This is a genomic window from Flavitalea antarctica, assembly GCF_054461535.1.
Map to the genome: position 1 here is coordinate 143,048 of NZ_JBTLQG010000008.1, position 12,651 is coordinate 155,698.

General features: G+C 43.2%; 11 protein-coding genes. 5 read left to right on the forward strand and 6 right to left on the reverse strand.

The window, feature by feature from the left end:
• Positions 1–136: 136 nt before the first annotated feature.
• The 3 genes from ACX0G7_RS10565 (at position 137) to ACX0G7_RS10575 (ending at position 3,003) form a co-directional block, all read left to right on the forward strand.
• A complete protein-coding gene (locus tag ACX0G7_RS10565) occupies positions 137–676 on the forward strand; it encodes a hypothetical protein (RefSeq protein WP_458923431.1) in 540 nt (179 codons plus the stop codon).
• 138 nt (positions 677–814) lie between these two features.
• Positions 815–2,260 carry a YfaP family protein gene (locus tag ACX0G7_RS10570; RefSeq protein WP_458923432.1) on the forward strand — a complete coding sequence of 482 codons (1,446 nt, stop codon included), beginning with the start codon at positions 815–817 and terminating at the stop codon, positions 2,258–2,260.
• Positions 2,261–2,790: 530 nt separating this feature from the next.
• A complete protein-coding gene (locus tag ACX0G7_RS10575; protein WP_458923433.1) occupies positions 2,791–3,003 on the forward strand; it encodes a hypothetical protein in 213 nt (70 codons plus the stop codon).
• A 31-nt stretch (positions 3,004–3,034) separates the two neighbouring features.
• Here ACX0G7_RS10575 and ACX0G7_RS10580 read toward each other — a convergent pair whose 3' ends face one another.
• The 5 genes from ACX0G7_RS10580 to ACX0G7_RS10600 form a co-directional block, all read right to left on the reverse strand.
• Positions 3,035–3,193 (reverse strand): hypothetical protein, encoded by a 159-nt coding sequence (locus tag ACX0G7_RS10580; RefSeq protein WP_458923434.1) that lies wholly within the window; start codon positions 3,191–3,193, stop codon positions 3,035–3,037.
• 169 nt (positions 3,194–3,362) lie between these two features.
• On the reverse strand, positions 3,363–4,508 hold the full coding sequence (locus ACX0G7_RS10585; RefSeq protein ID WP_458923435.1) for a catalase family protein: 1,146 nt from the start codon (positions 4,506–4,508) through the stop codon (positions 3,363–3,365).
• Between the two features lie 81 nt (positions 4,509–4,589).
• Positions 4,590–6,179 carry a Dyp-type peroxidase gene (locus ACX0G7_RS10590; protein WP_458923436.1) on the reverse strand — a complete coding sequence of 530 codons (1,590 nt, stop codon included), beginning with the start codon at positions 6,177–6,179 and terminating at the stop codon, positions 4,590–4,592.
• Positions 6,180–6,196: 17 nt separating this feature from the next.
• The gene (locus ACX0G7_RS10595) at positions 6,197–7,516 is read right to left on the reverse strand and encodes a hypothetical protein (protein ID WP_458923437.1); all 1,320 of its coding nucleotides are present in this window, start codon (positions 7,514–7,516) and stop codon (positions 6,197–6,199) included.
• Positions 7,517–7,559: 43 nt separating this feature from the next.
• Positions 7,560–8,237, reverse strand: a complete 678-nt coding sequence (locus tag ACX0G7_RS10600) for a DUF7103 family protein (RefSeq protein ID WP_458923438.1) — start codon at positions 8,235–8,237, stop codon at positions 7,560–7,562.
• 1,033 nt (positions 8,238–9,270) lie between these two features.
• Between ACX0G7_RS10600 and ACX0G7_RS10605 the strand changes: the two genes are divergently transcribed.
• Positions 9,271–10,488, forward strand: coding sequence for a hypothetical protein (locus tag ACX0G7_RS10605; protein ID WP_458923439.1), 1,218 nt, complete (start codon positions 9,271–9,273; stop codon positions 10,486–10,488).
• An 11-nt stretch (positions 10,489–10,499) separates the two neighbouring features.
• On the forward strand, positions 10,500–11,297 hold the full coding sequence (locus tag ACX0G7_RS10610; RefSeq protein ID WP_458923440.1) for a peptidoglycan recognition protein family protein: 798 nt from the start codon (positions 10,500–10,502) through the stop codon (positions 11,295–11,297).
• 85 nt (positions 11,298–11,382) lie between these two features.
• Here the strand turns inward: ACX0G7_RS10610 and ACX0G7_RS10615 are convergent, their stop codons facing one another.
• On the reverse strand, positions 11,383–12,468 hold the full coding sequence (locus ACX0G7_RS10615; RefSeq protein ID WP_458923441.1) for a hypothetical protein: 1,086 nt from the start codon (positions 12,466–12,468) through the stop codon (positions 11,383–11,385).
• Between the last annotated feature and the right edge of the window lie 183 nt (positions 12,469–12,651).

Genomic DNA, 12,651 nt, shown 5'->3' on the forward strand with positions numbered 1-12,651 from the left:
TAAACGGGAAATCATACTACTTAGAATTGCAAACAAAGCGGATGCAAAAGCAGTATATCCATCATTGGATTCACACTCTCAGGAGGCCACCTTTACAAAGTAATACAACAATAAAAAATCACTTAAATCAAAGAAAATGAAAAAGATTATCTCTGCAATTACATTTGCAATCTTGTTAAGTTCCATGCTGCCTGGTAATACTCATGGTCAGTTTGCATCCATGTATGCCGCCGTTTCAAGCGTAACCAGTGATCCCCCAGCATCGACCAATCCTTCACGTTCTGCAAAAGCTGCCAGGAAAACGGAAATGGCAAGCGCCAGGGCCGAAAAGTCTTTCAAAAAGAATTTCAACACTAATGCCGATGTTAATTGGTTCCGTGAAGACAAATTAATCCTCGCTACTTTCAAAGAAGATGGAGTCACAACCAGGATCACATATAGAAATACCGGCACCTGGTTCCGGACTATTAAATCCTACCAGGAGTCTAAACTTAAGGAGTCAGTCAAAACACTTATCAATGAAAACTACGAAGGTTATGCGATAAAAGTAGTGAGTGAAGTTAACGAGGGCGATCTCCATTGCTATTTTATTAACGTTCAAAAAGAAAAGGATTTCAAACAACTTCTTGTTTATGATGGAAACGTGCATATCTACAAAGAATTTAAACTTCAATAACATTCCCCGTACCCTATTTTTCAACCCCTTCTCGTCCTGGGAAGGATTTTATAATAGCGATAATTTTGCCAACCCATCGATTGATCAACGGCTCGTTACATCTGTTCAACAAAACAACACATTGCTAAATCAGATAACATGAAAAAATTAATTGCGATATTTTCCGTAATCATTGTCATGATCTCCTGCCGAAAAGAAAGAGTCGATTTGGAACTTACGATTGAGCCACCAGATCACGAAACCTGGCTGGTTAACTTTTATAAGAACGTTGGGACTACTCAGGAAAGTCTAAGTCCAATAACAACAATTAAAAATGCGAATTTCCAGGTTCTCGGCCTGGGGAATTTTATAAACAGTGTGCCTCAGAAAATTGGGAAGCTATATTTTTCCGACAGCGCTACTTCAACCGAATGGATAGTCCTTGTGAATGATGAAGGAAAACCAGAATTCATGTATGGAATTGATAGTTATACCGGTCAGCGACTTCCACACCTTTATTGGGCTGACCGCGTAAGCAACACAAAAACAATGATAAGGTACTATGAATACGATTGGTCGAATCGCCTGGGAACACTAAAATACGAAGGGGAAATATTGGATGGGATTCCCAAACTAACTTTTGGAATTCGCTTACCTGACTCAGAAATCGATTTACTCGGCGCCAGGCAAAAAAGAAACAAAAACCAATCCCGTGCTTTTCGCGCTCCGGTATGGCGTTTTGAACGGCTCGGCCAAGGCATTGCCAGAGATGTACAAACCACGATCTTAGGCAGCAATGGCCAAACAGATGAGACAATGGATGAGGCGTTTAATAGAAGCGTTTTTGAGCTTATGGATCTTCTTAAGGAAACAAAAGATAAATTGATTCAAGCACCTTGCACCGTGGCAGAAACACTGAACAAAGCGGACAAAGGATTTATTTGCAAACTAGCGGAAAAGTTGAACCAGATCACTGACAAGGAATTCTTTGATGATGTGAAGAAAGCTACAGATCAGGTCGACACACAGGAACCACAGGAACATCAAGGATCCAGATATAATTTTGATTTTGATTTTTTTGATAACATTGATCTGACCGATAATATATCACGACATTTAAATGATATCAAAAATGCATTTGATGCCAATATTAAATTTGAGGAATGGATCATCGAATTAAGAGAGTTATTGAAAACTGAAAACAACGATTTGAATGATCTGACGGACTCGAAAGGTGTTATTCAGATCGGGCTGAGTTGGAACCAGGCTGTTGACATCGACCTTCACGTTACTGACCCAGCAGGAGAAACAATATTTTTTGATCATCCAGGATCCCGATCTGGTGGGTATCTTGACCTTGATGATGTGGATGGATACGGCCCTGAAAATGTATACTGGACTGAAAATATCCCAGATGGTACTTATAAGATCAGCCTTGTATATTATGGACCTGAAGATGGCCCGCTCACGGATTGTACTGTTAGAGTTATTAATGGGCTTGGGTCAGAAAAAACATATAAAGCCAGTTTAAAATATGAGAGTGAGAAAAATATACCGGTAACATCATTTACGAAGCGAGGACAGCAAATCACGTTTCACAATTAGAAAATCTTTTTGAGATTAACCCCGTCCTCTAACTAAAAGGTTCAGATAAGGTGGTAGGACTCCCTGCCACCTTAGTTTAATTACATCATATGGAGATGAAGGAAGAGTTTCACGTTTCTGATAAAAACAATAAATGAAGGAGGCAGATTAGTAGCTGTAATTTTAGAATATGTCAATATCGAAATTTACCTTTCAGATGTAAATTTGATTTGGATCATGCGGCTTTCTTGACCAGCTCTTGAGCAACTGGTATTAACTTCGTTTCAGAACTGCCAAAAAAAAATCGCAATTTAAATTTGGAGAGCATTTTCGGTAGAATTCCAAAAATCTCCTATATTCATATCCCAAACCAAGTAACTCTTCTTTCTGCTCCTGATTACTATTAAAAATTTTGTCTCACAACTTTGTTGTTAATATTGGCTGGTGAATTCTGTCACCAAACCGTTCACATCTGGATACATAATGCGCTGATTAGGTAAACACGACGAACGGTTGCGTAGGTAGTTTTATTGTCTCCTAAATCATTACATGTGATTGGAAACGCAATGGTATTATTGTGGGAGGAGTTGTCTGCCTATATGGTAGCACAAGGTGATCCCGCCAATGTCGTAATCGAGAATATCGGTCTGTTTGATACAGACGAAGGGCGGAATCTTGAAAATAGCCTCGTGATTACCATTGTAAACATCGAAGAAGAAAGTACGCTGAAAAACGGCAATCTGTCTCCCAGCAGGATAATATAATGTTCTCCTTCGGCCGATGGTAACTTCTTTTTTACAAAAGATCTGCCATGAAGCCATTTAAGTTTTTTAACTCGGGTTTTTCCAGGGACTCGGCAACATTTACTTGCTGTGAAATTTTGGCAATAGACTGGTAAGGAACTTCATACTTATATTCCACTTCTATGTTATAATATTTCTCAATCTGTAGCATGATTGCCTTGATATTGGTCCACCAAAATTGAACTGCCCGTTTTTCCAGACCATCACTTCCTCAAGATCAATCAGTCCAGATACATTCGTACCCTGTATTTGATACCCTGGCTTGCTGAGCCGGACTCAGAATGTTGCTGCGTTCTTCCCCTGAAACATACAAGGAACCTTCATACCTCTGACCTTGCCTTATTTCCGGTTATGATCTTGATTTCGGGAGTGGACGTTTTCGGATCCTTCGATTCGCGTCCCCCATCATCGTCTGCTATTGAGTTGAGCTTAGCCGACAGTCTTTCGTTAGCAAGTGTTGCATAAACCTCCGCACGAACCTTATTCACCTCACCAAGTGGAGCATGATCTGCCAGCGCATTACCAGGCGAAAACCATAATCCGTGAGCTATGCCTATGTTTTCGATTATCCCGACCTGTTGTGCCGGTATCTTAATTACACCTACCGGGTGAAACTTTGTTTTCCAGTTAACAGAACAATTCTCTATTGGCTCAGTCTTTTCATCCTCCTGGAACTGTACACAGAGCGTAAACTTGACCCTGTAGTCAATGGCCTTCTCTGAAGGTTCCGGTGGTTGTTTTACAACAGTATCGCGTGCCCCCGCAGGAGGAATATTGTTCTCTAAATCATCCTGCATTTTCTTGGTAAGAAAATTCGCATCAGTCCGGCTGTCGCGGTCATCCGGGCAAACCACTTTCGAAGGCCAGGCCGACCATTTAATCTTGTCGTTCTTTCCGAATTTATAAGGAGTTCCGGAATAATAAATTTCTTCTAACAGATTACCCGGATTCGTTCTCTTCTTCAAAAATCCGATAGCAGCAAGAGCATCTTTAGCGCCGACTTTTACAAGATAATATAAGCGAATAAGCCCACGCCGGGCGAGTAACCCTTTCATCGAAGGATATATAGCCTCGAGTTGATAAGGATAAAAGACAGGAGTAGTCGACAAAATAATATCCTGGACCACAGAACCTTTCTCCTTATCCTTTGCATCGACTGGCATTGTAATTTTTATAGCCATACCATGAACTGATTTTTTGCCATCCGGCCCTATGCTGGAATTGCCTTTGGTGAAACGGATCGTCACGTCATCAAATACTCCTGGGGTCTTGAACAAACCCACGGCTAGTCTTTCAGATGAAGACAAGTCCTCAACAACAAGCGTCCCTTTAACCACACCGATTGTTTTCGCATGAAAAATTCTTCGCTGCTGACCGGATTTGTATTTACGGAAGATAACACTTCGCAAATATTTAATGATCGCCGAGGTTTGCCCTTGAGTTGTAATTGGACACTTTGCAGTCATTGTTGATGTTTTAAGTTGGTCTGATAAATCATCTCAGGATCCTTTGCACTCATTGTTGATGTGTTAAGTTCATCTGATAAATCATCTCAGGATATATTTCAATGCGTCTTTACCTGGCATAAAAAAATACTGTCCCCCTATCACGGTCGTAAACTCCGGAACATTCTTATACCGGTTTCTCAATTTTTCCTGTGGAGCTGTGAATTGGTGACATTCTTTATCCCTGCTTGTCTTACGGGGAGATATCAGCGGGTCCACTTCATTTGTCAGGGCGGCAAAACAGGGGGTATTACCCCAAACGTTTTGAACAAATTCAAACTGCCTGCTGATATCTGAAACAAGACAAATGAAATGCAATCCTCTTTCTGATTTTAAAACCTGTGGCGACTCCTTACATTCGTTTGCAAGCCCACCGTCCCCATTCTCCTTCATTTTTTCACCCAGGTTTTTTGCTTCAATAAGCCTTTCTATCAACTCATCGATGTTCTTCAATTCTCCATAATTTCTTCCTCTCCTGAGCATCCTGTGTTTATTAGAAATCTCCAGTGACATAGATGCATCCCGGCCAGCATGTGTCTGATCCCTGGGATTCATCCGCCTGATGTGTGCCCCAAAAGGGCAATGTTTACCTGCACCATCGTCTTCGTATTTGAATTTGTTAAGCTCCTCGGGGGATAAATGGTCATCATGATTTGGGCATATCGTAAGAGGACGACCGTCTCTCCATCGGCCCACCATTTTCGCGGCGAGCTTTTCCGCCCTCTCCTTATCCGTCCTTCCATCTTCCTTAGTTTCATTGACCATATATTTCCAAAACTCATCTACATGTTGTTCAATTTGCCGGAACACCAGGTATGTACCATTTCTTCCTAAATTCTTTTTATCAGAATGTCCATGCAGATATTTGAGATCCCTTGCGTCAGGATCGTCAATTACGTAAGGACTAGGTGAATAATTATCATACTCATTCGTGAAGCCGAGAATAAATTCACCAGCATTTACCAGCTCGGCCGGTGGCCGGTTATCATCTGATTTACTAAACCCCTTTACGATCGGCTGGGAGATGCCATCCATGAATCCAAAATGCTCAAAGGGTTGAGCAGGTGATGTTTCTTCTAACCCTATATCCGTTACGCCATCGCAATGCTTTAAAACGATCTCTTCCCATGACTTAAGAGTCACTTTATCCTTCGCATATAAGAGCAGCATAACATCGACTGGATGATCCTTATTTCCCCAACGCCAGTTAGATGGATCATTGCGGCCGCGGTCGCCTAAAAGGATCGATCGCTCACGCTGGACTTCGCTGCCATCATGCATGAACGTCATCCCTTCCTGGAACTCTCTTGAGAAGGTGTCCATTACCGATGGTGGAAGTTCAAGCTTTACAAGACCCGAAGCAGTAAACGCAATGTTCAATGCCCTGCCAAATTTCCAGCCGGTACCTGCCGCTTCACTTTCAGGGGAATTGTCCTTGCACGTGACCAGATCTATCAGCCCGGACAAAAACCTTCTTGCTGATTTCGAATCACCGATTTTTAGCAATAAATATTTTGCGGCCGGCAATTCCTTATATCCCCTGGATATCAGAGCCTGCATATCGGCCCCTTTCCGTGATACGTCTTTAAACTCCTGGACAAATTTCGATTTCGTCGATGCTGAGCTAACCATTTCAAAGGTTTTTAGAATTAGAAAAGATCAAGCCATTGCTGACTTTTTATTTCATTCTTTGTCCCAAATAAACCAAGTCTGATCTTTCGGTTTTTGTTGATGACATCCGCGCTCAATTCGGGGTCGTGAGCGTACCAAAAATCAGTGATGTGCTGATATGTGTGAATAACATCCATATACCCTTCCGGATCCGCCCGAATACCTTGCCTGTACAGGTATGGAGCATTAGGAAACCCCTGGCCATTGGAAAAAATAAAATTTACACCCATCGGAGTACTGCCTGTCAAAAACTCCCTGACATAGAAATCAGTTGTATTGTGATAAGAGGAAAGAAATAAGAGCCGTCTTCTTTCGTTTATGCTAACCCATCGGATCGAACTCACCGTTGGCACAGAAAGGAAGGGCTCACGAAGGAAGCCAACAATTGCTAATGAATAATAATAGAAATGTTTTCTTAGCCAGCCGGGCCTTAGTGGACCGGCTGCGATCATCTCATTGATAACCGGTGAAAGCTGTGTTTGTGCAAGCGCCCTGATGCGGGCAGTTTCAGGCCTGGTAGCGGTGATCTCCCTTTCACGCGTGATGATTTTAGCCATTACCAGCAAAATCAACCCAATCGCCACCAAGCCCGCAAGAAGTAAAGTAAGCACGCAGCTGACACAACCGTTATAAAAAAGCAGGAAACAATAAAAAGCGATAAACAACAACCATTGAAGCGCTGCGGTTCGGTGGACCATCCAAAATTCATAAATGTTAAGGCAGTATTTCTTCGGTAAGTCAGTGTATTTGAACCACAGGTTTTGCGCTTGTTTTTGAATTAGCTTTCTTATCTCTTTTGCACTCAGCTTCCTGAATCCCTCCTGCTGTTGCATGATGTCAATATAATCCTCTAATTCCCCGACAAGCCTGTTATCAGTCTGCAGCTCCAGTTTGGTGATACAATTATACCTGGAGTTGAATGCGTGTGGACGACTTTGCCGGTTCATCAGGTCAATAAGATCTTCGTCTTTCACAAGATGATTAACCTCGAATCCCTGGCAACACCGGAAACATTCAATAAGATGTATTCTCCAGATTCTAACCAACTCCTTTAAGTGATCCGAACGCTTGCCGCAAAATGTAGTGGCAAATACTAATGTAGCGGGAAGCGTTTCGTTAACGTATCGTTGCTCCGGAACCAGTGAAATACTCGCAAAAAGCAAGGAAGTACATTGATCTAACTGCCGGCATAAATCTGTTTGATCCCTGTTCATGTTTCCCAGATAGCTTTTTAATTCTGATAACATGCCGGTATTAACTACAGCTGCAATGGTTAAACCTGAGTGGATTCTGTTCATAGTTGAAGTCTTGGAAAGGTTAGGTGGTTGATTGATGCCCGGGCTAAGCTTCCATCTGGTATTTATTTTTCATGATACTTGAATCCCGAAGCAAATAATATACAATGACCAACAGGGCCAGCCACTCGGCCCACAGATAGGTTACATTTGAATTTATAGATGGGATGATAAAAAACGAAAACATGACGACAACGCTGAACCACCGTAATGCCTTTTGTTTTGTATTGTTCGAATAGACGATATTCAGTCCGTTAAACAGGAAAAAGGCTATGGCAAACCCGTAATGCAAATAGCAATAATTTCGTTCAGGAGCACAGACAACCCCGATCAGGCTAAGCCCGGCAAGAAAGCTAAAGTGTTTTGCAGCGGTATTCACCGGGAGTTTCCCTTCACTTCTATAATAGACGGCCCAGTTGAATATATACATCATTGCCGCGATCGTATACAATAAAGCAAAAACATGACTTTTACGTCCATATGCATAGTCACTGATACTTAATCTAAACCCCAGCCGATCTCTTTGTATCACTTCCTTCTGCGGCGGATCTGGCGCTGGCACACATTTGCATTTAACTGGTGCCGGATTTGTTTCTGCAGGATAAAATTTATCCGTGTCTCCAAGCCAAAGGATGAACGGAATGAGCAAACAAATGATGGCAATTGCCCTTTGCACAATTTTAAACGACTTGAGCGGGTCATAAAACTGGTCGGCGATATTCATGGCCTGGGTTTAGGTTAACAATCAGTTTGATTTCGGGTATCCTTGCCGGGGAGTTTTTACCCGGATGGTAAGTTGAAGCCTTTCATCCAATGCAATTGAATCGCCATCGCCGGCACAACATGATCATCGATCAGCATGGTTCTAACCTGTTGACTCATGGTATCAAATTTTAGGTGTATATGAATTTGTGATCGGGACAAAAACAAAAACTAATAGATAAAGAACCTTCATTGAGGAGGCGGATGATTTGTCTTCGTTAGGAGGGTGTGGACCGGTGCCTTATTTAAGTCTGCCACGGGCTGATAGTCCAACAGTAATCGGGCAGGCCGGGTCAAGTAACTTCGGCGTGAAGTCAGTATCTATTTTTCAAATGAGATTTGTTCTGATGGGAACGGCGATTTGATAAAATAATCCATTGGCAATTTCGCGAGGTGCTACTAAAACGAGGAGATGATGTTCCCAAATATAAGGTAGTTTTATAAATGTTGTGTGAGTTTCAGATAATAAAAACCCTTCCTGATCTCACTGTCATTGAATCTTCTCCCGGTCTGCTCTCTCGCGAGTTTTCCAAATTTAGCCCACGGCAATTAACATGTCCAGAAGAAAAACACCCTATCCTCCAGGGTGGAAACACCTTTTCACCCCGGGTATATCTAACGTATATCTCGTCCTTCAAAAATGCTTAATGTATGGAGAAATCAGACGCAGGACCAGATAGTTTCCGGCCGTGTCTACTATATAGTTCGGGTAACTATTAAGACAACCCATCAATTAATCCTATTCAAAATATTCTTTAAATAACATTTGAAACTGTTTTATCTTTATAAAACACAGGCTGAATCCCTTCCCTATCACCACTCTTCATATAGGCTCTCTTTGTAGCAAGACAAGATCACTGGCGTTAATTCTTGTATGAATTGTCAGTTCATAACAATCATTATTGAATTGTTTCGTAACCGTTGATGAATCCACTAACCGTATCATTGCTCGGTCCACTATCCCTGATCATTGCTCAGTCACTTAAACGTTATATATGTTTGGATCAGTCGTACTCGAAGTTGCACTTGGCATCATCTTCATATTTATTCTCTTCAGTATAATGTGCTCATGCATTCGGGAAGGGGTCGAAGCTTTATTAAAAACAAGAGCTGCCTATCTTGAAGCCGGAATAAGAGAATTGTTGAATGACAAAACCGGCGACGGGATTGTAAGATCGTTCTATACGCATCCGCTTATCTATAGTCTGTTTAATAAAGAATACAAGCCTGGTAAAACATCTGATGACTTGTCATTATTCGAGCGGGGGCGTGATCTCCCATCATATGTTCCGGCAAAAAATTTCGCATTAACCCTGATGGATATTGCGGCACGTGGACCAGAAACAGATGAGGTAAGTGGCGATTATCAGTCACCGCAAATCTCCCTGAAAAACATCCGCACCAATATCGCCAACCTTGACAATCCTTATGTTCAGCGGGCAGTGCTCACTGCTCTTGACACTGCACAGGGTGATTTGAACAAGGCCCAGCAAGCAATCCAGGATTGGTTCGATAGCGCAATGGATCGGGTGTCAGGCTGGTATAAAAGAGCTACCTACTGGATCTTATTCTGGATCGGGTTGATCCTCGCAGTTGCCCTCAACATCAATACACTTACCATTGCTGATTATCTTTTCCAGGATGACGCAGCACGACAAGCCTTGGTTGCCCGTGCTGAAGCAGCGGCGAAAGATTCACCAGATAATGATATGAGCTACCAGGAGGCCCTGCAGGCTTTAAACGAATTACATCTGCCAATCGGATGGTCCGATGGCGCTGCAGCAGGGAAAAGATATGCTCAATCTGACGTGGGCACGTCACCAGGCGAAGACGGTAAAATTCACTGGTGGGACGATGTATTCAAAATTGCGCTCGGGTGGATAATAACTGCACTTGCCGCAGCAGTCGGCGCGCCCTTTTGGTTCGACCTGCTGAATAAGGTAATGGTCATCCGTTCGACCGTAAAGCCACATGAGAAAAGTCCCGAAGAATCATCTGAAGACAGGCAGATGAAAAAACCTGCTTTGAACGAAGGGATAGAGGATCGGGGAATGGGACCTGTTGCACCGGTACTACCGCCAGATAGTACAGCCGATGCTGGTCATCCAAATATCAGGGACAAGCAGTCAGCCATCGACAATTGCTCAGTTGGATCAGATATGCCCACGGCGGATGAAGATTTACCCGAAGCAAGAGGTGGCGTAACCGAATAATAATACAATATATGGCACACTCACTTATATGGCTACCCGAAGTTCTGCTGAATGCGGGGCTTAAAGTTGCCGAGGTTCCGGGTTGGGAGACCCGTGGCCTTGGAGATGTTGGAAGAACCTTTGGCGTTATCTGTCACCATACTGCCGGCTCAAAAAACGGCAATATGCCTTCGCTTAATATCCTGGTAAACGGACGGCCCGGATTGCAGGGCCCATTGTCACAATTGGGCCTGGGAAGGGATGGAACTTATTATATCATAGCTGCAGGCAGGTGTAACCATGCCGGGAAAGGAATGTGGAAGGGACGTGTCAATGGCAACTCAGAATTTATTGGGATAGAAGCAGAAAACACCGGTGGCGCAAACGACTTACCCTGGCCATCAGTACAAATGGATGCATACCAGCGCGGAGTCGCGGCAATTCTCAAACATATCAACCAGACGGAAGAATTTTGTGTTGCTCATCGTGAGTATGCGTTACCAAGGGGAAGAAAGCCGGACGCGAACTTCGACATGGATCAATTCCGGCAATCCGTCGCAGCAATACTTAATGGGGCCGCGCTTCCTGCCAGGTTGATCCCTGCTTTTGAAGAAGCCCTAATCGATCCGGACAAAATACCGCGTCCCACCCTTCGCAGAGGTTCACAAGGCGTTTTTGTAAAACAACTCCAGCAAAAACTTGGCTTGCCAGATGACGGCAACTTCGGGCCAAAAACAGAAGCAGCCCTACGCGCGTTCCAACGACAAAAGGGATTAGTGCCCGACGGAATTCTCGGACCCAAAACGTGGCGATTGTTTGATGAGATTTGATCGCCAGGTTGAATAGGTTCAAGGTGTCAATATCGTGTACTGAAAACAATCAAATCGTAATTAGTTAGGCGTTGTTTTGATCATATTATCTCGTATCAGCCCACCAGGCGTTAATCTGTGCAGAATTATAAATCGCATACCCCCGGCTTTCAGGGTCCTCCTGTTGGTTAAGATAGGTTTTGAAGAAATTTATTGTGCGGGTAAAATCACAACCATATGCACCCATGTGGCGAGGAATGACCATTACGGTGTGACGAACAGAATGTCCTGCATGAACTCTTTCATAATCCGAGTAAGTACCCAGGTAGGCGGCCCGGCACTCGATTGCTGTATCGGCTGTAAACCGGCCGGGATAAGATCGCCTGATACCTCGTTTTAAAAACTTCTTTATGTCGGCAAGCGACCTGGTAAAAGAAAGCTCGCTGCGGCTGGCAGGGAAAAACAAGGGATCAACGTGGTAGTAGTTGGAGACAAACGTAGCATTGACAGCTATTGTAAATGTATCCGTGTCGGCATGATTTCCCATTTGCTTGTTGCGAAAGGCGGATGTTTGCATGATCTTATACAACGTGTCAAAATATGCACGGGAAAACAGGCAGCCCCACACCCAGCAATAACCATCGGAAGCAAAAGCTCTTCTGAAATTTTGCCAGTCCGCATCATTCATGTTTTGAGTAAAAAAATCCTTGGTCCGCCCATCTTTATCCCATGGATCCCTTAAAGAGGCTTCGGCCCCATTGGCCTCGTACTGCGACCGCTGAAACGAGTTTACCAATACCGGCCCTCCAAACCAACCATGACCCAAAATTCCGAATTCCTTTACTGTTCCCGGTTCAGAAGCGCCTATATTACTTACATACCTGTAGCAGTCAGTAATCGACATGACGCTTGTATCTGCGGACTTGAAATGATTTCCGCTATAATGATTTCCCCTGCTTATGGGTGTGAATCCCGAAGATTCGACGGTCCAGTTGCGGGTGCTACCATTTGAAATATTCCGTTCAATAGTCCCGGCTTTAACATCCATCCGGACAAAAATCACATCAGCATCATTTTGCCAGGATGGATTCCTGCTCAACAAGTCCAGCCTTCTTTTATCAGCAATAAAGGGAAAATTTACACCCCCATTGGCGAAATCATATCCTGCAACCGAAATAAAATATTGTTTCATCAGACCAGATTAAAGCGTTAATACAAAAGGGAAAAATCATTTAAGTTTTTAAACGTAGACTGGGTGTTATCGATGCCTCCACACCTTGCTATATAAATCAAAGAAAGTAGCACTGGTAAAAAACCAGCACAGACATAAGACCGTTACATATTCCGCATAGTACACGCATTACATAGTATACAC